Here is a 21060-nt window from a genome sequence, read left to right as displayed (position 1 = left end):
CATCCACAAGCACGAAAGAAAGGGAGAACTATGTCCTCCACCAAGCACGTCGCCGTCATCGGGGGCGGCATCCTGGGCGTTTCCACCGCCGTTCACCTGCTCCGCGGGGGAGCTTCCGTGACGCTCCTGACCGAGCAGGGCCTGGCCAGCGAGGCCACCGGCCGTTCACTGTCCTGGCTTAATTCAGCCGGCGAAAGGTCCACCCCTTACCACCAGCTGCGGCTTGCCGGCGTAGACCGGTACCGGACACTGTTCGCGGCCGACCCCACCCGCGAGTGGCTGCAGTTCGGCGGAGGCCTCATGTGGAACGCTGCCGGCCAGCGTGACGTGACCGAAGAGCGCCATGCTTACGAACAGTCGATTGGCTACGACTCCAAACTTCTCGCCCCTGAAGAGATCGCATCGGTGACGCCCGGCATCGACGCCAGCGCTGTTCCCGAGAACGCCATTTTCAACCCGGGAGAGGGCTGGGTCAGCCTGCCGGACCTGGTCAACTTCCTGATGGAGGAGTTCCACAGCCTCGGCGGCCAGCTCGTCCTCAACGCGGGCAAAGTCCAAGTGACGCTCGACGGCGGCCGGGCCAACGGCGTCGAGACTGCTTCCGGCGAGACCTATCCAGCCGATGCCGTCCTCGTGGCATGCGGCGCAGCAACACCCGCCGTCGTGAAGCCGCTTGGTGTGGAAATCCCCAATGGTTCCCCGGTGTCCATGCTGGTGGTCACCAAGCCCGTGGAGCATCAGGTGAAGGCAGTGATGAATACGCCACGTGCCGCCGTCCGTCCCAACCCGGGTAACACTTTCGCCCTGGACCACGACTGGTACGAAGACCGGATCACCGAACACGCCGACGGCTCCTTCAGCATCCCGGACGAGGTTGTCCAGGAACTGGCCGACGAAGCTTCCAAGCTGATTGCAGGCAACCCGGAACTTAAGCCTGCGTCCTGGAAGATCGGCTACAAGCCCATCCCCGGCGACGGTGAGCCCGTCTTCGGTGAACTGGGCCAAGTGCCCGGCTGCTTTGTAGCGTTCACGCACTCGGGTGCCACATTGGGACTCATTGCAGGTGAACTGCTGTCCGGAGAGATCCTGACAGGCAGGAAGCACCCCATGCTGGCAACATTCCGGCCGGGCCGTTTCTCCTAGCGGTTACCCCTTCAATAGGCCGCATTAACAATGGCCAACGGCCCCGATACGCCATCTGCATAAGCGTGTCGGGGCCGTTGGAGTTTGTGGGGGTGGTGCTGCTGGGGTGGTGTTACTTGGTGGTTTCGGTGCGTTGGGTGCCGGTGAAGGCGAAGGCGATGGTGCTGGTGGCGCCTTGGAAGGTGTCGTTCGCGGTGGTGGGGAACGCGGTGGTGACTTTGAGGTAGTCGGTTTTGGCCGGGGCCAGGGCGGTCAGGTTGTTCAGGACCTTGTTCGCGGTGATCACCGGGGCGGCGGCCATGACGGTGGTTTTGGTGCCGGTGCAGGTGTAGGGGGCTGCGGCGCCGGTCCAGGCGACGGAGCAGTTCTCGATGGTCAGCTGCAGGCCGTTGGTGACGTCGGTGGTGAGCAGTGAGGCGGTGGCGCCGGCGGAGGTGGTGAGGGTGACGTTGTTCAGGTCCGAGTTGCCGGTGTTGGCCAGGGTGACGAGCTTTTCGACTTTGTCTCCGGGCAGCAGGCCCGCGACGGGGACGTTGAGGGTGTTGTTCGCTCCGGTGCCCAGGGCGATGGTGACGGTGCCGGCGGTGACTTGCTGGCTGGCCGAGGTGGAGGACGTGAACGCGCCGTAGGTTCCCATGCCGGCGACGGCGGCTGCGGTGCCGAGCAGTGCGACGGAAGCGAGGACCTTGCCGGAGGTGGTCTTGAGGCTGATGGCCATGGGAATCAGTGTCCTTTCGGGAGGCCACCGCTGCCGGCCGGCCGTTTCGTGTGCCGGCCCTGATTGGCTGACAAGAACCACTGTGCCGGGCCCGGATCAAGAACCACTCCTGCAATCCATCAACACTTGCTCAGGAAAAGATCAATGAAGTGCAGTCCTGAAGTCGAGCAGTTTCGAAGAAGCCCGGCGAACGGCGACGGACCTATCGTTGAAATATCCGAAAGATTTCCAGCAGCGAGAGGGGCCTGCCATGACGGAGACCGGAACTACCAAGTCCTACGACGGATTCTCCGAGGATGAACGCGCCGCCATGAAGGAGCGCGCGCAAGAACTCAAAAAGACCAGGAAGGCTTCCAAAGCCGACGGCGAGAGCGACGTCCTGGCCAAAATAGCCGAGATGCCACCAGCGGACAAGGCCATTGCGCAGCGACTCCATGCGCTCATCAGGGAGCACGCGCCGGAGCTTTCCCCTAAGACCTGGTACGGAATGCCGGCGTATGCCAAAGACGGGAAGAACATCGTTTTCTTCAAGAGCGCCGACAAGTTCAAGAGCAGGTATGCCACTCTCGGCTTCGAAGAGAGTGCGATGCTCGATGACGGCAACATGTGGCCAACATCGTATGCCCTGACTGAACTCACCCCGGAGCTTGAAACAACGATCGTCGAGCTCATCAAGAGGGCGGTCGGCTAGCGGAGCGGAACCGGCGACGACGGCGGCGGTCACCCTGGAAGGTGACGGCCGCCGTCGTACGTGTTCAGGTCCTGAAGGGGCCTAACTTGGCGGCTGATCCGGTTGGTGTGTTGGATCCGGATGTGGCGGAACGGGACCAGGATCCGGAACCGGAAGCGGCCCGGGCGTCGGATTTGGATCCGGAATAGGGCTGGGCGGGAACGGGGTAGTGGGATCCGGTGGTGGCTGGACCGGCCCCGGTTCCGGCGGGAACGGCTCAGGTTCGTGAGTCGGAGGAAGCGTCATCATCTCTCCTTTGGAACTCGGAATTGGTCCTTCCCAGACTAGTGATTATGTGTGCAGAGTCCAGAGCTCACTGGTGGCGTTGACGGGCCGCAAAAAAGTTTTCAAAAAAGTTCGTACCTCGCGTAACCCTTTGGCGTACCCCGACGATTACGTCTTTGAAAGGGCCGGGCTGGAATTTGTCCCCCATCATGTTCCAGCCCGGTTCTTCTCTTTCCTGATGAGATTTTGAGGGACATGATGGGCCATCCTTGGGGTGGCCCGGTTGAGCAGATACCCTTGGTGGGTTGCCGTCGAGCCAAGGCGGACGACCCTGCTCCAAACCCGGACCTGCCGCCGATCGAAAGTCCCTTTACTGTGACCGACGCATTGACCGACGAAGCGCTTCACGCGCTCAAGGGCAATAACGCGGAATTGTTCAGCGCCGTCTACCAGGCGTACGCCGGACCGGTTCTCGGCTACCTGACCGCTAAAGGCGTGTCGGATCCCGAGGCCATCACACAGGACGTGTTCCTTGCTGTCCTGCCCCGATTGGATGAGATCCGGGGAGGAGCAGGCGGATTACGGACCTTTGTTTTTTCCGTGGCCCACGCCCGCATGGTAGATGAGCATCGGAAGCAAAGCAGGGCCCCGGAACACCACCAGTTCGAGCCGGAGCGCGATACCCGCGAATCGGGTTCTGCAGAATCAGAGGCCATGGGCCTCCTGGCCCCTCACGAGGTCATGAAGCTCCTGGATTACCTCGGGGACGACCAACGCGACGTGCTGGCCCTGCGGATCGTGGCAGGCCTGACCGTGGAGCAGGTGGCCGTCACCATGGGGAAATCCGCCGGCGCGGTGAAGCAACTGCAGCGCAGGGCTTTGATGACGCTCCGTGAGCATTCGGCAGTAAAGGAATACGTGTCCTCATGACATACAGGGATATGGAACGCGAAGGTATCGTCGACGAGCTCCTGCTCGACGCCGGGCTCACTGACGCGCCCGACCTGCGCCAGGCCCTGCTCTCCATGCGTTCCTTCGCGACCCTCCCGGCACCTGCCCCGAACGCGGCGCTGGCCGCGATGCTAGCCGGACCCCATGATGAAGTCAGCAAGCGCCGTTTGCGAAACAAGCACCGCACGGCTGTGGTGGGCGTTGCCGTGGTTGCGGCTATGGGGCTCGGCGTGAGTGGTGTGGCTGCGGCCAGTTCCGGTTTCACCCGTACACCCACCTTCGTTGATGAGCTGCTGGGCAATTTCGCTCCGAAACCTTCGGCCGCAGCGCCCGCGCCTGACGCTCCAAAGGTCAGCACCGAACCAGCGCCCTCAGTGGATCCCGCAGCCCTCCCGCCAGCCACCGAATCACCTGCGGTGCCGCAGGCTCCCGATTCTGCCGGACCGTCAGACCAGGCCTCTTTGCAGCCAGCGACCGGAGTGCGGCCAGCGCCTGGAGCGCAGGCAGAACCTGGGGCGCGGCCGGCCGACGTCGCGAACGTCCCGGCTTCGGGCGCGGGCGGCGAGTTGCCCCGTACGGGCCAAGCGAAGCCTGCGGAAGCAGAGCCTCGGGAGATAAGCCTTGACGAGGGAAACCTTGGGCAGGCCGGGCTCCCCGACGTTGTTGAACCAACCGCCGCGCCGACTGCAACTGCCAAGCCCGCCCCGGCCCACGGTAATAAACCAAGCCAGGCACTCCCATCGCTGGGCGGGAAGCCGTCTCACGAAGAGTTCCAGGCCTTCATGGAGAAGCTGAAGCAGTGGTTGAGGGGCGCGGGACACTAAGCTTGCCTCATGATGCATGTCAACGATCCGGCCGTAGTGGAACGATTGATGCGAACAAAAGGATGCTGGGCAATAGTAGGGCTTAGCAACAATGAGTGGCGCTCCGCATACGACGTCTCCCTGTACGTTCGGGACCGCATGGGCATGGAGATCATCCCCGTGAACCTCAAGGGCGAGGACGTCCATGGTGAAAAGGGATACAAGTCCCTTATGGATATTCCTGCGGAGAAACACCCCATTGACGTCGTTGACTGCTTCGTCAACTCCCAGCGGGTGGGCGCTGTTATTGATCAGGCAATTGCCATCGGTGCCAAGGCTGTGTGGCTGCAGCTGGGCGTTTTTGACGACGACGCCGTGCAGCGCGCCCGGGATGCGGGCCTGGACGTCGTGGTCAATTCCTGCCCGGCACGCGAAGGCTGGCATTACGGCCTGTAATCGCCGGGTCGAATCCTTTGCTAATCTGCAGCTGACTCATTCTTTTAGCCTTGGGGGACGGCCATGTGTGGCGACCATTCAGCGGTGCCCATTTCCATGCCAGTTTCCCAACCAGCCCGGCGGGCCGTTCTGGGGGTATTCGGTGCTTCGCTCGTTGCCGGTTTGAGTGCCTGCGCTGCACCCGAAACCACAACCGCGCAAAGCACAGTCCCTCAAAGCACGACGCCGGAGCTGCCGCACGGTTCCGCGTCGGCGTCGCCCGAGGTGGCGGGCCCGAACGGCGGGTTGTCGGTCGGGGGTGAGGTGCCGCCGTCGTCCAGTGCAGCTCCAACCCCAACGCCCGCCGCCACAAAACGGATCCGGCGGACGTTCATTCCCGATTACCAGCTTCCGCCGATTGTTGGCGGCCTTGCGCCCGTGATCACCAAGATCGAGACCAAACACCCGGTAGTGTTCCTGACGATCGACGACGGCAATATCAAGACCCCGGAATCGGTCAAGCTCATGGCTGACTACGACTATCCGGCTTCGCTGTTCCTGACCAGGGACACCATCGCGGACAACCCCGCATTCTTCAACGCGTTCAAGGCGCAAGGCAGCCTGGTGGAGAACCACACCGTCACGCACAACATCAACATGGTGCGGCAGTGGGGGTACCAGCAGCAGCTGAACGACATCGTGGGCATGCAGGACTACGCGCTTCAGCATTATGGCCGGCGTCCCACGCTGTTCCGGCCCCCGGGCGGAGCCTACTCCAACGTCATGCGCCAGGCGGTTGCGGCCGCTGGAATGAAGGCGATCGTCACGTGGGAGGCCAAGGCGAACGCCGGAAAAATGGACTACCAGGTTGGTAACTCCCTGCGTCCCGGCGACATCGTGCTGATGCATTTCCGTGCCGAGTTCGCCGCGGACCTCGCTGCGTTCCGTGCTGCGCAGTTGGCTGCGGGCTTGGAAGTGGTGCTGCTGGAGGACTTCCTGGGCGTGGCATAGGGCCGGGTATGCTCACCTCCATGGATGTTTCCCAGCTCCGCCGGATCTGCCTGGGTTTTCCCGGTGCCTTTGAAGACTTCCCCTTCGGACCTGAAACGTCCGTGTTCAAGGTGCGGGCCGCCGTCGCGGGTGGAGCGCGGCACGAGGCCAAGATGTTCGCGCTTTCCGCCATGGATCCTGAAAATTGGTCCGTGAGCCTGAAGTGCGAGCCCGCGTTGGCAGAGCAACTCCGCGCAGCGCATCCCGAGATCACGGGTGCCTGGCATATGAACAAGACCCATTGGAACGGCGTCCGGCTGGATGGAGCCCTTCCCGATGACATGATCCGGGACATGGTGGAGGACTCCTATGACCTGGTGGTGGCTACGCTAAGCCGCAAGCAGCAGGAACAGCTCGGCTGGGCGCGGCTCGCCAACGGCACTGGTCTCTGAGGCCGGACTGCGCCGGCTCTGACACGGCCCCGCACCCTCTCCCCACGCCGCTGACATGGGGCTAGATTGATAGTGCAAGCCAACGGGCGCAGCTGGGGCTGGTCAGGAGCGGGTTGATGCTGGATCAGGGAACTTTGGATCACTTATGGAACTTTGGCGACCCGGCAGCGTCCGAAGCCAGGTTTCGTGCAGCCATGCTGGAGGAAATCTACGACGCCGATGAGCGGGCCGAGCTTGCAACCCAGCTTGGGCGGGCCATCGGTCTGCAGGGCCGGTGGGAGGAAGCTGATGCACTCCTTGACGGAATCGACGGCGACGAACCCACCGTGGGCGTGCGGGTGCTCCTGGAGCGCGGCCGGGTTTTGAACGCCGGCGGGCACCCAGCGATGGCGGTGCCGCTGCTGGAGCAGGCGGCGGAGTTGGCTGACCACCTCGGTGAGGAATTCCTGGCTGTGGACGCACTGCACATGCTCTCCATTGCGGACACCGCCCACGCGGAAGCCTGGATGCGGAGCGCCCTGGAATACGCGTCCACGGCCCACCATGAGCGAACCAAGCGATGGATGATTGCTTTGCACACAAGTCTTGGTTGGTTTCTGCACGGTAACGGGCGCTTCACCGAGGCCCTGGTGGAGTTCCAATTGGCCGAACAATGGGCGGAAAGACTGGGAATTGAGCGGCAAAAGCTGCTCGCGCGGGAAGCGATTACCGAGTGTGGAAAAGCCCTTGCGGAGGGTCCGTAGAAAGATCACGCTTTGACAAATGTTGATCGAAACTACCGAGAAATATTGATTTTCGATCATTCGTGGTGAAGTATGTCACACGAAGGTTGGCGCTGCAGAGTGGCCAACCCAGACTGTCCGACTTTCCGGCCGCCTGCCGCAACAGTCGACATTACGAGTCACTGGAGGGTTACGAAAATGAACGTTCAGCACCAGTCCCTTGGCCGCCGCGGATTCCTCCGCGGGGCACTCGCAGCTGCGGTGCTCGTCCCCATGGGGGGATCCATTGCGTCCTGCGCAGCAGGTGGTGGCGGTACCACTACCGGCCCCACGGGCACTGTCTCCGACACCAACCCCTTTGGCATGGCGGACAAGTCCACCGTTGACGCCGTGATCTTCAAGGGCGGCTATGGCATCGACTACGTGGAGTTCGCCGGCAAGGCCTTCGAAAAGGCCCACTCGGGTTCCACCGTCAAGATTGCACCGTCCACCGATATCGCGCAGGAGCTCCAGCCGCGCTTCGTCGGTGGCAACCCACCGGACTTGATTGATAACTCCGGTGCCAAATCCATTGGTTTCAGCACCATCCTGGCCCAGCTCGAGGACCTCACCAGCGTGGTGGAGGCGAAGAACCTTGAGGGCAAGGTCATCAAGGACACCCTCTATGGCGGAGTGCTGGCTCCGGGAACCTTCGAGGGCAAGCTGGCCGCGCTGAACTACGTTCTTACCGTGTTTGCCATGTGGTACTCCGACTCCCTGCTTAAGGAAAACGGCTGGACCGTCCCCAAGACCTGGGACGAAATGTACGCGCTCGGCGAGCAGGCAAAGGCCAAAGGCAAGTACCTGTTCGTCTGGGGCAAGGAAGCCGCCTCCTATTATCTCTGGATGATGATGGAGTCTGCTATCAAGGAGGGCGGCGACGAAGTTCGCCTGGCGTTGGAGAACCTCAAGGCAGACTGCTGGTCGCACCCGGCCGTCCAGTCGGTCTTCACGGCTTTGGACAAGATCGTCAAGGCTGGGTACTTCAAGCCCGGCGGTTCGGGCACCCAGTTCACAGCTGCGCAGGCGCAGTGGAGCAACGCCCAGGAGGCCGTGTTCTACCCGTCCGGTTCGTGGATCGAAAACGAGATGAAGGACCAGACCAAGGCGAACTTCAAGATGACAGGCGCTCCTGTCCCGACTGTGAGCGCCAGTCCTAAGATGCCGTACAGCGCGCTGCACAGCGCTGCCGGTGAGCCGTTCATCGTTCCATCCCAAGGCAAGAACGTCGCCGGCGGCAAGGAGATGCTCCGCGTCATGCTCTCCAAGGAAGCCGCCACCAACTTCGCCAAGACCAAGCTCGCCCCCACTATCGTCAAGGACACTGTTCCGGCCGATGGCTTCGGGTCGACTGCCCTGGTCTCGCAGACGAAGTTGTTGGACGATGCGGGCAAGGACATTTTCACCTGGAACTTCATTGACCTGTATGGCATGAACAAAGACCACCTCGTGGTCATGAACACCTTCCTCGACGGCAAGTCCGACGTTGCGACGCTGACCTCCGGCCTCCAGAACATCACCGACAAGGTCCGCAACGACAGCTCGGTCAAGAAGATTGAAGTGAAGTGACCGTAGTGAAAACCAAGCAGAGCCGGAACGACGAGGGCCTGGCCGCCGTCGTTCCGGCCGTGGCCCCACCGGTTGTGGTGAGGCGCCGGCGCAAGCCGCTGACGTGGGACAAGGCCAGCTTCTTCGCGGTGTTCCTTGGCCTGCCGCTGGCGATCTATCTCTTGTTCGTGATCTGGCCGTTCATCCAGGCCTTCGGATATTCCTTGACGGACTGGTCGGGTTTTTCGCCCACACAGAACTTCATCGGCTTTGAGAACTACGCCAGGATCTTCTCGGACGACATCTTCATGAAGGCGATGGGGAACAACATTCTCCTGGTCATCGTGCTGCCTATCGTCACCATCATCCTGAGCCTGGTCCTCGCAACCATGGTCACCGTGGGTGGGAGCAGCAAGGGCCAGATCAAGGGGCTGCGCAATTCCAGCTTCTACCGCGTTGTTTCGTTCTTCCCGTACACGATTCCTGCCATCGCGATCGGCATCATGTGGGGCCAGATTTATGATCCGTCCGGGGGTCTGCTCAACGGGATCCTGACCAGCATGGGCCTTGACCAGTTCAAGGACTTCGCGTGGCTGGGCGATAAGAACACAGCCATGACCGCCACCATGTTCGTGATTGTGTGGGGCTTTGTTGGCTTCTACATGGTCCTTTTCGTGGCCGGCATCAAGGGCATTCCTGCTGAGCTGTTCGAGGCCGCCAGGATCGACGGCGCGGGAAGGCTCCGCACCGCCGTGTCCATCACCATCCCCCTGATCAGGGACAACATCCAGACCGCCTATATCTACATGGGCATCCTGGCGCTCGATGCGTTCGTCTACATGGCGGCGCTGAACTCCGGCGGTGGTCCGGACAACTCGACGCTCGTGATGGCACAGCAATTGTTCTTCACGGCTTTCAGCAAGGGCCAATTCGGATTGGCCAGTGCCATGGGCGTTGTCCTGGCCGTGGCCACCCTGATCTTCTCCGGCCTGGTGTTCGTGGTTAACCGGCTCACTGGTGGCGACAAGGACGTGAGCATCTAATGACAACAAAAGTCTCAACCCCTGAAATGAAGTCGCTGCATTTCCAGCCGCGCAAACCCGCCACTACTCCCGGGGACAAACTGGTGGGCGCTGTTTCACACACTGCGCTGACCATTTGGTCGCTCATCGTGATCCTGCCGTTGTTGTGGACGTTCATGTCCTCCTTCAAGACATCCAGCGAGATCTTCGCCTCTCCGTTCGCTTTGCCCTCGCAGTGGCGGTTCGACAACTATGTGAAGGCCTGGAGTGAGGCCGGGATCGGGAGCTATTTCCTGAACTCCGTGGTTGTGGTGGGCTCGGCACTGGTGATCGTCATGGTGCTCGGTGCAATGTGCGCCTACGTCCTGGCGAGGTACACATTCCCGGGCAGCCGGGCGATCTACTACCTCATGCTGGCCGGCCTGACGTTCCCGATCTTCCTTGCCATGGTCCCGCTGTTCTTCGTGCTGAAGAACATCGGACTGCTGAACACCCTGCCGGGCCTGATCATTGTGTACGTAGGGTTCGCCCTGCCGTTCACAGTGTTCTTCCTGTTCTCCTTCTTCAAGTCCCTGCCGCACGAAATCACCGAAGCAGCAGCACTCGACGGAGCAGGGGAGTGGCGGACCTTCTTCCAGGTCATGCTGCCGATGGCCAAGCCGGGCCTCGCCTCGGTTGCCATCTTCAACTTCCTGGGCCTGTGGAACCAGTTCCTCATCCCTGTATCCATCAATGCTGCAGGGCCGCGTGTTCTCTCGCAGGGCCTCGCGGCTTTCGCCGGCCAGATGGGGTACGCCGTGGACTTCGGGGCACTCTTCGCCGCCGTCACTGTCACGGTGGTTCCTGTGCTGATTGTGTACGTCATCTTCCAGCGTCAACTGCAGGGTTCGGTCTCGCAGGGCACTTCGAAATAGCACACGCCTGCCAAAAGCAACGCGGGGTCACTTACGGCCCATCCCAAGGGGATTTATGGGCCGTAAGTGACCCCGCGTTGCTTTAAGAGGGGGTTAGAACATCCAGGGGATCTCCGCGTGGCCGAAGTCGGAGAACGAGCCGAAGCGGCCCGCCTTGAACGCGAGAACCTCGCCGTCCCGGTCCCGGCACGTGGTGACCTGGCCGAAGAAGACCTGGTGATCTCCGACGTCGTACTGCTGCACAACGGTGCAATCAGCCTGGGCGAGGGCGCCCTTGATGACGGGAAGTCCATTCTCGGTCATGTCGAATTCGCCCTCGCCGAAACGGTCGCCGCCCCGCACCGCAAAGCGTCGCGCCATCGACTCCTGCTTGGCCCCAAGGATCGAGACGGCGAACTTGCCACTCTCGATCAACGCCTCACCGGTCCGCGTGCCGAAGTTCAGCGAGATCATGAGGATAGGCGGTTCCAGGCTGATGGAGGTCAACGAGCTGATGGTCATTCCGTACAGCTCATCCTCGTGCTTGGTGGTGACCACGGCGACTCCCGTGAGGAAGCGGCCCATTGCGCGGCGCATTCCCATGGCATCGGGAACAGTGAAGAGCGGTGCGAGGCTCATGTCAGTTGCTCCGCTCGGCTGGTACGGAATCCGTGTAGTACCGGACCTCGAACATCTTGGCCCCGGTCTCGGAAACCCACGGACCGTGTTCCATGCCCGGCGGGCGGGTGGCCCAGTCGCCGGCTTTGAAGGTCTTGCCCAGGCGCTGGTCCACGAACGAGCCCTCGAAGATGAAGACCTCTTCCCAGAAATCGTGCGTCAGGACGCCGTTGGGTGAGGTGTCCGTCCCGGGTTCGAACTTGAGGATGCGCGTGACGCTGTCATTGTCCGAATCCCGGGCAAGGATGGCCTCCGACAAGCCCTCAATGTGCGGGTTGCAGGGTGCGAAATCCACCGAGGAGGTGGGGGTGAACTCGAATTCGGGCTTTGCCATGGCTATTCTCCTTCCAAGCCGTTGACGCCGCCGTCTACTGGGCCGTTGATGCCGTAAGAACCAAGGTACTTGTCCAGCTCGGCCACCAGGGCGTCGTAGCCGTAGTTCCGGTAGGTGTAGGCACCGCGGACCACGAACGGGGCGCCCGCGTAGAACATTTCGTACTGCTGGTGGCGTCCGGCGAACTCGGAACCGATGATGTCCCAGGCCAACTTGAACAGCTTCACGCGCTCTTCGCTGGCAACACCGGGGGACTGCACATAGCGTTCCATGTCCGGACGGGTCACACTGCTGGTCATGTCCGCGACGCTGGACGGCAGTTGCAGCACGCCACCACCAACCAGATCGCGAAGGATCGAAATCACCCGCGGGTAAGTCTCGGACTGAAGACCCATGGCCCCGTAAAGTGCGCTCTTCCCGGGAACCACCATGCCGGCGTCGTCAACCGTTGCCGTGTATTCGGCCGCAAGGACCGCCGATTCAACCGACTGCACGATCGCGGCGAGCTCGCCAAGCTTCTCCTGCACGCCGGGGATCTTGTCCGTGCCGTTCACCTGGGTGACCTTGCGTGCAACAGAAGCAATGAACTTCAGCTTGGTGGAGAACCGGATCTGGGCCTGCCAGTTTCCCAACGCGTGGGCACCGGTGTCGAAGAACTGGCGGCGGAGGGTATCGATGTTCCGGTTGATGAACACGCGGTCCCAGGGGATGAGGACGTCATCGAAGACCACAAGTGCGTCCGGCTCGTCGTAGTGGCTGGTCAGCGGGTAGTCGAAGTCGCTGGTGGCTGCCGGCGCGAACGGACGGCGGCAATATAGCTTCAACCCGTCAGTCGCCACCGGAACGGCGAAGCTGACGGCAAAGTCCACGTCATCCGGACCCAGCGGCTTGATGCAGGTGACAAACACTTCGTCCGCAATGGCCGCGCCAGTGGCGAGCATCTGCGAACCCCGGACAATGATGCCTTCCTCGGTTTCACGCACGACGCCGACCTGCAGGTATTCGCCTTCCCAACCGGACGCAGTGGTTGCGCGGGAGACCTGCGGCGGAATGATCGCGTAGGAAAGGTACAGGTTTTCGGAAAGGATCTTCTTGTAGTACCGCTCCACGTTGCCGGCGAAGTCGCGCTCGTCATTCTTGAACACGTCCGCGTGCGAGCCGAAGGCGGCGAAGAAGGTACCCACGTGGTCGGGGCTGCGGCCTACCCAGCCATGGGTATGCTTGGCCCACTGTTCAATGGCGTGACGGCGGAGGACGAGCTCTTCCTGGGTGCGCGGGGCAGCGAACGTGCGGTTCGCGGGTCCATTGATTTCTTCCGAGTGGAACTGCATGCCGTTGCTGGGATCGGCTGCGATGTCGAACAGCTCGGCAATGGTCCGGGCGACCTTCGCGAACGCCGGGTGTTCCAGGACGTTGCCAACTACCTCGCCATCGAGGATCACCGTCCGGCCATCGTTCAGGGACTTCAGGTATTGCTTTCCGGTTCTCATCGAAGTGAGCCTTTCTTGATTTTGTAGTTGTGTTCGATTCTCGTCCCATCCGGGAGCGAGAGCTCTACTTTCCAGGAAGTTCCGTCAACGAACTTCCCCTTCAGCAGTGGCAGAGTGCCACCCAGGCACATGAAGTCAGAGTCACCGATGTCCGTCCGCGCCAGGAGCTTTTCGACGACGTCCGCCGGCTTGCGCAGGCCCGCCAACGAACCCTCTTGGTACAGTTCGCCGTCCACCCACGAGCGGGCAGTGCACTGGTCAAGGTCCAGGTCCTCGAGTGAAGGGACTTCGATGACCTCGGAAGCGATGGGCTTGGGGCATGCCCTTTTGGAATCGCCAATGTCCTGGGCTTCGATGTCCCTGTCCGTGTGGTCGGAACCGATGCCGAGGTAGTACTTTCCGTCGTGGCGAATATAGAGTGGCTCAATTTCGCCGGAGGTCAGGTTGTTGCTGGTGTCGTGTTCGCCTGATGTATCGAACAGGTGCGAGTCCATCCGGTAGAACATGGGCACTTCCGGCGGTGGAGCCACGCCAATGGCTGCCAGCTCGTCGATGTGATGCTGCACGGCCTTGGGATCCCGGCCGGTATAGCCGGCCACTACTGCGTGGAAGTCCGAGACCGTGATTGTCTTGTCCGTGCCCACCACCCTGAAGGTGAGTGGGACTTGCCGTGTTGTTTCCATTACGTCTCCTTGAATGCTGCCTGAATCGTGGTGTTTCGGCTTGGCCAAAGGTCAAACGGCAAGGGCGTCGTAGGCCGCGAGCCGATCACCAATGACCGGGAACTCGGTGCGTACTGCCTTGACCTGATCGGGATCGATGTCCACCATGAGCACTGATTCCCCGGCGCCGGCTTCGGCGAGTACGTTGCCGGCCGGGTCCACCACCCGGCTGTGTCCTCCAAGCTCCACGCCTTCCTGGTTGCCTGCGGCGTTGCAGGCAATGACGAAGATTTGGTGTTCCAGCGCCCTGGCGGTTGTGAGCAGGCGCCAGTGTTCGCGACGCGCTGCGGGCCAGGCTGCAGGGACGATGACGATTTCCGCACCCCGGGTGCTCAGCTCCATCCACAAGCCCGGGAACCGGAGGTCATAGCAGGTGATCCCGGCCGTTGCTCCGAAGGGCAACTCCACCACAGGCAGGGAGGATCCGGCGGTGAGGAGGCTGGCTTCCTTGGACTTGTAACCAAAGACGTGGATCTTCCGGTACGTGTGCAGGATTTTCCCGTCCGGTCCCAGCAGGATGGACGTGTTGCTGAGCCGGCCGTCCCCGCCGGCCTCGATGATGCTCCCGACGTGAAGGTACACACCAAGATCTGCGGCAACCCGTGAACACATGGACACCGTGGGACCAGAGAGGGTCTCGGCCAGTGCTTCGTACTCATCGAAGTGGAAGTATCCGGCACTCCATAGTTCGGGCAGGACGATCAGCTCGGCACCGTCGATGCCGCGAAGAATCGCTTCAACGCGATCTATCCGCTGCCCACGGGATTCCGAATCCGGACTGGCCACCTGGACGAGTGCGACTTTCATGGTTGGTTCCTTACTTTCGTGTTTCGAGTTGGCACTTCGCGCCAATGTTTTGGGCAAACACTGTTATGAAGTGCCATCTCGCGGGGGACTATTTCTGTTCGTCCAGGTCGCTGAGACGCAGGCCCTTGGTTTCCTTGGCGAACATGACCGAGACCATGGAGATTAGGCCCATCGCTGCGAGGTAGATGCCGATTGCGTAGCCAGTGCCGAAGGCGCTGTAGAGAGCCAGGGCAATGATGGGGGACAGGGATCCGGCGATCAGCGAGGCGAGGTTGTACGCAACCGAGGTGCCGCTGTACCGGACATCCGTGGGGAACAACTCGGAGAAGAACGCACCGATCACGGCACTGTAGGCGGCGAAGATCAACAGACCGCCGACGGCGGCGGCAATAATGCCCCAGACTTGGCCTGTGTTAAGCAGTGCGAAGAACGCGAACGCCCAGATGACTGTGGCGATCGAAGCGCCGATCATGATCGGCTTCCGGCCCACTTTGTCCGCATAGAGCGCCAGGATGGGGATGGCGACGACCGCGACGCCCTGGCCGATCATGACGGCGGTGAGGCCTGTCTGCCGCTGCAAGCCCATGATTTGGGTGACGTAGGTGATGATGAACAGCGAGTAGATGTAGAAGCCTGCGTTTTCACCCATGCGGCTGCCGGTGGCGATGAGCAGTTGGCGCCAGTTGCGGCGGAACAGAACGGCCAGGGGCAATTTCCGTTCCTTGATGGCTTCTGCCGCGCGCTTCAGCTGTGCTTCCTTGAACAGCGGAGTCTCCTGAACGTAGAGACGCAGGACCAGGCCAATGATCACCAGGAGGGCGGACAGTCCGAAGGCGAGGCGCCAGCCCCAGGCGAGGAATTCACTTTCGGGCATGGTGGCGGCGAGGATTGCCAGCACACCTGCAGCCATGAGGTTGCCCAGCGGCGGACCCATGTTTGGCCAGGATGCCCAGAATGCACGCCGTGCGCTGTCATTGCTGTGCTCGGAAACGAGGAGAACGGCCCCGCCCCATTCGCCGCCCAGTGCGAATCCCTGAATCAGGCGCAACAGCAAGAGCAGCAACGGTGCTGCGACGCCGATGGCTGCATAAGAAGGGATGAACGCAATAAGTGTGGTGGCTACGCCCATGAGCATGAGGCTGGCTACCAGGGTGGCACGGCGGCCATGCTTATCGCCCAGGTGCCCCAGGACGACGGCGCCCAGCGGGCGGGCAAGGAAGCCGGCGGCGAATGTTCCCAGCGCCAGCATGGTTCCCACGAGGGGGTCACCGGTAGGGAAAGAGAGCTTGTTGAAAACCAATGCGGCGGCGGTGCCGTAGAGAAAGAAGTCGTACCATTCGACGGCCGTGCCGGCCAGGCTCGAAGCAGCGACCACGGGCAGGCTGGAGTGCTTCTGCTGCCTCAGTTCTGCTTTCTTCAAATCGGTCATTGTGGGGATCCTTTTGCGGTTGGGAGCGGCCGGGGCTTCCGGGGAAGCGAGGCCGGTCCCAGGAAATTGAGGGGTTCCAAATGGGTGAGCGGAGTCACTGAACAACACTGTAGACTAGTTGTATACAACCCGTCTATATTTGACGAAGAAGTTTTTTCGAGAGCGTCCGGGCCGGTCCTGAATGCAACTCGTATACTGGGCTTCGCGAGAAAGGCTCTCCATGATCCAGATGACCCCCACTGCTCAATCACAGCCCGAAGTGGCTTATCAGTGGATGAAAAGCTATATCGCTGCCCTGCCGCGGGATGAGGAGACCTTCCTCAATGAGGCGGTTCTCGCAAAATCCACCGGTACGTCGCGCACACCGGTCCGTGAGGCATTGTTGCGCCTCGAAGCCGAGGGGTTCGTCAAACGGATTCCACACAAAGGCGCCTACGTTCCGCCAATCTCGGACCCCGACGTCCGGGCAATCCTTCAGGCCCGCTCCGTGGTGGAGAAGTGGGCCGTCTCAGCACTGGACAGCATGCCGGATGGGCAGATCGACGCGTTCCAACGCATCATCGACCAGCAGCGCGAAGCGAAGGAGAACCCCGCCCGGTTCATTGAGTTGGACACAGAATTCCACACGCTCATGGTGCGTGCGGGAGGAAATCCAATCCTGGCCGATTTCTACGCTTCCCTTCGTCAGCGGCAACTCAGGATTGGTGTCCGCGCTGTCACGCAGGGGACAGACCGTGCCGGGGACGTGCTCCGCGAGCATCAGCTGATTGTGGATGCCTTGCGCACCCGGAGCCTGGACGCCGCACATCAAGCAATCGATGCCCATCTGGACTCAACGCGGCTGGCGGTCATCGGCTACTAACCCCTGGGTTTGGACGCCTAGTCTTCGCTGTGCAGCTCCCGTTGCCTTGCGCTCAGCAGCTCAAGCTCGGGCCGGGCAGCGACAAAGCGTTCAACGGCGTCGAGCACTTCCTTGAGGTGCGCGCGGTCAGGCGCCACGAGCGCCGCACCCAGCAAGGTCCGGCGATATTGGTCCTGCAGTCCGGTCTCGGCTGCGGACACTTCGAAGCGGCGTTTGAGTTCAGCAATGACGGGCCGCACGAGCGAGCGCTTCTCCTTGAGGCTATGGACATCGCCCAGGAGCACATCGAATTCAATCCAACCGATCCACATGGTTCATTATGGGCACGTCTCCGGCCCGGAATCCTGAGCCAATCTTGAGGAAATGCCGCACCGGGATTGATCCAGCCCGATCAGACTGGAACCAGAGCAGGGCCGGAAGCAGCTAAGGGGGCGGGCGGCATGAGCAAGAACCATACCTGGCGCGCACTCGCGGGCGTAACCGCCGTCGCTGTTTCCATGATGGCCGGTCCCACCGCAGCCCTTGCCGCATTCTCTGACACCAGGAATGCCACGCCGCAGTACTCGGCCATGCGTCTCCTTGCCCCGACCAGCGCGGACGTGGTGATGACCTGCTCGGCGAACGGTGCCAAGGTCGCCGTGGACGTGATTTCCTTCGCGGAAGTTCCTGGCGCGAACTATCACGAGATCAAGCTGTACAGCCCCTCCGGGACTTTGGAATTCACCGGCGACCTTAGCAAGAATGCCGGAAAGTCCTATAGGTCCGGAATTCAGCCCCTGGGCAGTTGGACCTACGAGATCCGCGGGTATTACAAGGTTCCCGGCTCGACCAACACATGGAAAGGCTCCGCTTTGACAGGAACCCTGACATGTTAGAAATTGGCGTGGGACCAAGCGGCAGGAGCGAACAATGGTGCTCGACTCGTTTTCGGTGAGGATAGCCCTCGGAGTGGTCACCTTGACGCTCTTCGCGCTGTTCCTCGCCTCGTACCGGCGCACCCGGTCACCCTACGCGGGCTGGTGGAGCCTGGCCCTGCTGCAGTTCATGCTGGGAAACACCGCGTTCCTCCTGAACGGAACACCGGCCCAGCACTGGGCCAACCCTTCCGGCAACGTCCTGGTGGTGGCCGGAGCGTTCAGCGTCTGGGCGGGTGCCCGTACGCTGCGGGACCTTAAAGCGGCACCGTGGCAACTCGCCGTCGCTCCCGTCGTCACCGCGGTGGCCTCCGTCCAGGAAAGTCCCGGCTCCAACGTGTGGTCCGGCGGCTTCGTGTACCTGGCCATGATGACCCTGGGCATCGCACTGGCGGCCCGTGACTTGTGGTTCATCAAGGCGACCCACTCGCAAGTGCACAAAGCACTCTCCCTGGCCGCCGGACTTCTGGCGATCTACTACCTGGGCCGTTGGTTGGTCTACGCACTCGAAGGCCCCGACAGCGCAACATTCCGTATCTATTTTGGTCCTGCGCCCTCGGGCCTGGTGTCCTTGGTGCTGCTGGTGACGGTGTCCTTCAGTATGACCACATTAAGCAGCGACCAACTGATCAAGGGCCTGAAGGAACGGGCCACCAAGGACCACCTGACAGGTCTCCTCAACCGGGGAGCCTTCCTGGACCTCGCATCCACCGAACTCAAACGACTGCGCGCCAATGATTCCGGTGCCGCAATAGTCCTGGCTGACCTGGACCACTTCAAGCTGGTCAACGACGCTCATGGGCACCGGGCAGGTGACGTCGCATTGAAGGCTTTCGCCGAAGCCTGCACGTCCTCGGTCAGGTCAACGGACCTCATCGGCCGGTATGGCGGCGAAGAATTTGTTCTCTTCCTTCCCGGAGCCACGCAGGAGCGGGCCCAAAGCATTGCGGTCGAGATCAGCCGCCGTATGGCTTCCACCCAGGTTCCGGAGGGCGTGTCCTTCCCCACCATCAGCTACGGAGTCACGGCAAGCACCCCCGCTGCCCCAGACCTCACCTCCATGATCGAGGTGGCAGACGCAGCCCTGTACAGCGCCAAAGCACAGGGAAGAAACCGGATTGTAGGAGCAGACCGCCTCCAGGCGGCCACTATCGCTGACGAGGCACGATCATGACAATCAATGAACTCACCACCCGGATCCAGATCCAGCACAACCAGGAACTGAGTGCCTTCCGGCACGACATCACCAGTGCTCCGTACCAGGCTGGAACACCCGCAGCCTTGAACGTGGCCCGGCGTTCCGTGCGGATGCAACCCGTCCAGTCCGTAGGCGATGACAGCGCAAACCTGACCATTGTGGCCGACGTAGAGGGCCTTGCATGGTTCACCGCAGATAAAGGGCTCCTGGGCAGTTGCATTACGGTCTCCATCGCCGGCCATCGGCGAAACACCGGAACGCGTGTACCTCTTCCGCTGGCCGAATGCGATGCGTGGATCGAAGCCATCCTGGGAGGTTCCTGGATTACGCACGTGTACCGGGCCGGGACTCCCATTGAAGGAGACGGCAGGCTCGATGTCGCCTCGTACCGGCTCTTCCTCGACGAACGCCGCAACCCTGTTGCCAAACCGAAAGCCGTAGCTGACGACACCCTGCGTCGCATGGAAGCGTCGTGAACGCAGCCCAGCCCAGCACAGCCCAACCCAGCGGAATCCAGCCCAGCCGCTCCTTCCCGGCCGACATTGACGCCCGGATCGCGAAACTGGAGCGGCACATCAGGGCGCTGATGGAGGAGCTCCACCAAGCACGCCACGAGCAGCGGCGCGAAGTCTTCACGGACGCCCTCACGGGGCTTGGCAACCGTGTGGCTTTGATGGATGCCTTCGTTGAAGCGCAGGAGGCTGCTGCCGGGGGTGCGCCCCCAGCCGCACTCCTCCTCGTAACCCTGGATGGCTTCAAGGGACTCAAGAAGTCCGCTGGCTATGCTTCCGCAGACCAGATTCTGGTCACGGTCGGGATGCGGATCCGCTCGGCGGTCCGGGAGAACGACGTCGTTACCCGCCTGGGTGGCGACGAATTCGCCGTGCTGTTGCCCGCCACGCCGCAAAACCGGGCGGCCGCCGTCGGAAACCGTATCCTTGCGGCTCTGGAACCCAACATCGACCTCGGGAACAGCAGTGTCCGCTGCGGTGCCAGCATGGGCCTTCGGATTGCAGAGCCGCACCATAGCGTCGAGGACCTTCTCCAGGAGGCCGATATGGCGATGGAGGAATCCAAGAGCGAGGGCCGGAACAAGCTCAAGTTGTTCGATCCCTCCACGCTTCATGCCCGGCAACTCCAGCGCCAGATTGTGGGGGAGCTCCGGGAAGCCATCCGCTCGGACCAGCTGGTCCTCTTCTACCAGCCGATCGTTGAGCTGGCCACTGGCCGGATTGAGGGCACCGAGGCCTTGGTCCGCTGGAACCACCCTGTGCGTGGGCTGATCATGCCGGACCACTTCATCCCCGTTGCAGAGGCCACAGGCTTGATCGCAGAGTTGGGCCGGTGGGTCCTCCGGGCAGCCGTGGAGCAACTGCGTCAGTGGCGGGACAACCCGGCCACGGCACAACACCATTTCACGATGCGAATCAATGTCTCTGCTGCGGACCTGCAAAGCCTGGAGTTCGTGGACGACGTGCGGGACGCGCTGGTCAAAACGGGTCTGCCACCGGAATCACTGGTTTTGGAGCTCACGGAGAGCGCCGTCATCCAAAACAATGAGCTGGACCGTTACACCTTGGCGAGCCTGCACCGCCTGGGTGTTGGGCTGGAGATCGACGACTTCGGGACGGGCTACTCGTCCATGGGATATCTCCGAAAACTTCCGGTGGACCGCGTGAAAGTGGACCGGCAGTTCGTCCAAGGGCTCGGTAAGGATTCGACGCAACTTGGCTTCCTCGCCGCGATCCAACAGGTTATCCGCTCGTGCGGCCTTGAGGGCATCTGGGAGGGAGTCGAAACGGCGGAAGAGGCCGAAGCGCTTCGAAGCATCGGGTGCACGAGTGGCCAAGGCTATTACTTCGGCCGCCCTCTGCCCGGGCCGGAATTCACGGCCCAGCTCTCCCGCCAACAGACCTGGCCCGCTTAAACAGCAACGCGGGGTCACTTACGGCCCA

Annotated in this window: 24 protein-coding genes; 16 read left to right on the top strand and 8 right to left on the bottom strand. The window is 61.8% G+C overall.

All coding sequences use genetic code 11. The annotated features are described in order from the left end of the window. Positions 1–30 precede the first annotated feature (30 nt). Positions 31–1143 (top strand): NAD(P)/FAD-dependent oxidoreductase, encoded by a 1113-nt coding sequence (locus AC6I97_RS21675; protein ID WP_224166300.1) that lies wholly within the window; start codon positions 31–33, stop codon positions 1141–1143. Between the two features lie 112 nt (positions 1144–1255). On the opposite strand, the gene AC6I97_RS21670 is transcribed toward AC6I97_RS21675, so the two are convergent. Then, a complete protein-coding gene (locus tag AC6I97_RS21670) occupies positions 1256–1861 on the bottom strand; it encodes a TasA family protein (RefSeq protein ID WP_224094101.1) in 606 nt (201 codons plus the stop codon). Between the two features lie 250 nt (positions 1862–2111). Here AC6I97_RS21670 and AC6I97_RS21665 point away from each other — a divergent pair, with 250 nt between their 5' ends. The 10 genes from AC6I97_RS21665 to AC6I97_RS21620 all read left to right on the top strand — a co-directional run bounded on the left by AC6I97_RS21665 (position 2112) and on the right by AC6I97_RS21620 (position 10692). Then, positions 2112–2552, top strand: a complete 441-nt coding sequence (locus AC6I97_RS21665) for an iron chaperone (protein ID WP_224094103.1) — start codon at positions 2112–2114, stop codon at positions 2550–2552. A gap of 639 nt (positions 2553–3191) precedes the next feature. After that, positions 3192–3746 carry an RNA polymerase sigma factor gene (locus AC6I97_RS21660; RefSeq protein WP_224167447.1) on the top strand — a complete coding sequence of 185 codons (555 nt, stop codon included), beginning with the start codon at positions 3192–3194 and terminating at the stop codon, positions 3744–3746. Further along, a complete protein-coding gene (locus AC6I97_RS21655) occupies positions 3743–4591 on the top strand; it encodes a hypothetical protein (protein WP_497946741.1) in 849 nt (282 codons plus the stop codon). Before AC6I97_RS21660 ends, AC6I97_RS21655 begins: the two co-directional genes overlap by 4 nt. Before the next feature lie 9 nt (positions 4592–4600). Beyond that, positions 4601–5026 (top strand): CoA-binding protein, encoded by a 426-nt coding sequence (locus AC6I97_RS21650; RefSeq protein WP_224166302.1) that lies wholly within the window; start codon positions 4601–4603, stop codon positions 5024–5026. Positions 5027–5122: 96 nt separating this feature from the next. Then, a complete protein-coding gene (locus AC6I97_RS21645; protein WP_497946740.1) occupies positions 5123–6016 on the top strand; it encodes a polysaccharide deacetylase family protein in 894 nt (297 codons plus the stop codon). 20 nt (positions 6017–6036) lie between these two features. After that, complete coding sequence (locus tag AC6I97_RS21640) at positions 6037–6447, top strand: MmcQ/YjbR family DNA-binding protein (RefSeq protein WP_497946739.1); 411 nt, start codon at positions 6037–6039, stop codon at positions 6445–6447. Positions 6448–6563: 116 nt separating this feature from the next. After that, entirely contained in the window at positions 6564–7190 is a 627-nt protein-coding gene (locus AC6I97_RS21635; protein ID WP_497946738.1) for a hypothetical protein, read from the top strand. A gap of 177 nt (positions 7191–7367) precedes the next feature. Further along, positions 7368–8777 carry an N-acetylglucosamine/diacetylchitobiose ABC transporter substrate-binding protein gene (gene ngcE, locus AC6I97_RS21630; protein WP_497946737.1) on the top strand — a complete coding sequence of 470 codons (1410 nt, stop codon included), beginning with the start codon at positions 7368–7370 and terminating at the stop codon, positions 8775–8777. Further along, the gene (locus AC6I97_RS21625; protein ID WP_497946736.1) at positions 8774–9799 is read left to right on the top strand and encodes a carbohydrate ABC transporter permease; all 1026 of its coding nucleotides are present in this window, start codon (positions 8774–8776) and stop codon (positions 9797–9799) included. Before ngcE ends, AC6I97_RS21625 begins: the two co-directional genes overlap by 4 nt. Next, a complete protein-coding gene (locus AC6I97_RS21620) occupies positions 9799–10692 on the top strand; it encodes a carbohydrate ABC transporter permease (RefSeq protein ID WP_216922004.1) in 894 nt (297 codons plus the stop codon). The genes AC6I97_RS21625 and AC6I97_RS21620 overlap by 1 nt, the downstream gene beginning before the upstream one ends. A gap of 93 nt (positions 10693–10785) precedes the next feature. On the opposite strand, the gene AC6I97_RS21615 is transcribed toward AC6I97_RS21620, so the two are convergent. The 6 genes from AC6I97_RS21615 to AC6I97_RS21590 all read right to left on the bottom strand — a co-directional run bounded on the left by AC6I97_RS21615 (position 10786) and on the right by AC6I97_RS21590 (position 16131). Continuing rightward, positions 10786–11310 carry a flavin reductase family protein gene (locus AC6I97_RS21615; RefSeq protein WP_497946735.1) on the bottom strand — a complete coding sequence of 175 codons (525 nt, stop codon included), beginning with the start codon at positions 11308–11310 and terminating at the stop codon, positions 10786–10788. A gap of 1 nt (position 11311) precedes the next feature. Continuing rightward, on the bottom strand, positions 11312–11683 hold the full coding sequence (locus AC6I97_RS21610; protein ID WP_224166308.1) for a cupin domain-containing protein: 372 nt from the start codon (positions 11681–11683) through the stop codon (positions 11312–11314). Between the two features lie 2 nt (positions 11684–11685). Continuing rightward, positions 11686–13173 (bottom strand): 4-hydroxyphenylacetate 3-hydroxylase family protein, encoded by a 1488-nt coding sequence (locus tag AC6I97_RS21605; RefSeq protein WP_497946734.1) that lies wholly within the window; start codon positions 13171–13173, stop codon positions 11686–11688. Next, positions 13170–13856, bottom strand: coding sequence for a DUF2848 family protein (locus tag AC6I97_RS21600; protein ID WP_497946733.1), 687 nt, complete (start codon positions 13854–13856; stop codon positions 13170–13172). Before AC6I97_RS21600 ends, AC6I97_RS21605 begins: the two co-directional genes overlap by 4 nt. Positions 13857–13907: 51 nt before the next feature. Then, positions 13908–14702 carry a carbon-nitrogen family hydrolase gene (locus AC6I97_RS21595; RefSeq protein ID WP_497946732.1) on the bottom strand — a complete coding sequence of 265 codons (795 nt, stop codon included), beginning with the start codon at positions 14700–14702 and terminating at the stop codon, positions 13908–13910. Positions 14703–14790: 88 nt separating this feature from the next. After that, positions 14791–16131, bottom strand: a complete 1341-nt coding sequence (locus AC6I97_RS21590; protein ID WP_497946731.1) for an MFS transporter — start codon at positions 16129–16131, stop codon at positions 14791–14793. Positions 16132–16351: 220 nt separating this feature from the next. On the opposite strand from AC6I97_RS21590, the gene AC6I97_RS21585 reads away from it, so the two are divergent. Continuing rightward, the gene (locus AC6I97_RS21585; protein ID WP_497946730.1) at positions 16352–16993 is read left to right on the top strand and encodes a GntR family transcriptional regulator; all 642 of its coding nucleotides are present in this window, start codon (positions 16352–16354) and stop codon (positions 16991–16993) included. A gap of 17 nt (positions 16994–17010) precedes the next feature. Here the strand turns inward: AC6I97_RS21585 and AC6I97_RS21580 are convergent, their stop codons facing one another. Continuing rightward, entirely contained in the window at positions 17011–17304 is a 294-nt protein-coding gene (locus AC6I97_RS21580) for a DUF503 domain-containing protein (RefSeq protein WP_224094124.1), read from the bottom strand. Between the two features lie 129 nt (positions 17305–17433). Between AC6I97_RS21580 and AC6I97_RS21575 the strand changes: the two genes are divergently transcribed. Genes AC6I97_RS21575 through AC6I97_RS21560 form a run of 4 tightly spaced genes read left to right on the top strand, consistent with a single transcriptional unit; the run spans position 17434 to position 21032 of the window. Beyond that, positions 17434–17868, top strand: coding sequence for a SipW-dependent-type signal peptide-containing protein (locus AC6I97_RS21575; RefSeq protein WP_497946729.1), 435 nt, complete (start codon positions 17434–17436; stop codon positions 17866–17868). Positions 17869–17902: 34 nt separating this feature from the next. After that, the gene (locus AC6I97_RS21570; protein ID WP_497946728.1) at positions 17903–19081 is read left to right on the top strand and encodes a GGDEF domain-containing protein; all 1179 of its coding nucleotides are present in this window, start codon (positions 17903–17905) and stop codon (positions 19079–19081) included. Then, the gene (locus tag AC6I97_RS21565; RefSeq protein WP_224094126.1) at positions 19078–19581 is read left to right on the top strand and encodes a hypothetical protein; all 504 of its coding nucleotides are present in this window, start codon (positions 19078–19080) and stop codon (positions 19579–19581) included. The genes AC6I97_RS21570 and AC6I97_RS21565 overlap by 4 nt, the downstream gene beginning before the upstream one ends. Beyond that, positions 19578–21032: a putative bifunctional diguanylate cyclase/phosphodiesterase gene (locus AC6I97_RS21560; protein WP_497946727.1), complete on the top strand. Its 1455-nt coding sequence runs from the start codon at positions 19578–19580 to the stop codon at positions 21030–21032. The genes AC6I97_RS21565 and AC6I97_RS21560 overlap by 4 nt, the downstream gene beginning before the upstream one ends. Positions 21033–21060: the final 28 nt, after the last annotated feature.

It is taken from the genome of Arthrobacter sp. TmtSoilC48 (assembly GCF_059739425.1).
The sequence above is the reverse complement of the archived record's forward strand: the minus strand, read 5'-3'. Positions and strand labels throughout refer to the sequence as shown.